The sequence below is a fragment of the Actinospica acidithermotolerans genome (assembly GCF_018139625.1).
GTDB lineage: Bacteria > Actinomycetota > Actinomycetes > Streptomycetales > Catenulisporaceae > Actinospica > Actinospica acidithermotolerans.
The window spans coordinates 1-413 of the sequence record NZ_JAGSOH010000380.1; the positions used below are offsets into that span (position 1 = coordinate 1).

A 413-nucleotide genomic window follows, 5' to 3' on the forward strand; every position below is an offset into this window, starting at 1 on the left:
ACCGCGCCCGACACCGGCTTCCAGATGCCGCTCACCGTCAAGCCCACGCCGCCCAACCCGAACGGCCTGGCCGACTACACGGTGCAGATCAAGCTCGACGGCGTGTCGCAGTACGGCAAGGCCTTCGCCGTGTCGAACCTGTCGCAGGACGGCTACACGGCCGGCGAACTCACGGGCATCAGCATCGAGAACAACGGCACGGTGATGACGCGCTACTCCAACGGCGTGACGCGCGCCGAGGGGCAGGTGGCGCTGGCCAGCTTCCGCAACACGCAGGGCCTGGCCTCGGTGGGCAACAACAACTGGGTGGAAACGTTCCAGTCGGGCCAGCCGGTGCTGGGCACGCCCACCGAAGGCAAGTTCGGCGGGCTGCGCTCCGGCGCGCTGGAGGATTCCAACGTGGACCTCACGGC

General features: G+C 68.5%; 1 protein-coding gene. It reads left to right on the forward strand.

Annotated features, from left to right (window positions below):
* A partial coding sequence (locus KDK95_RS39035; RefSeq protein WP_212522667.1) for a flagellar hook-basal body complex protein occupies positions 1-413 on the forward strand: 413 nt, incomplete at both ends.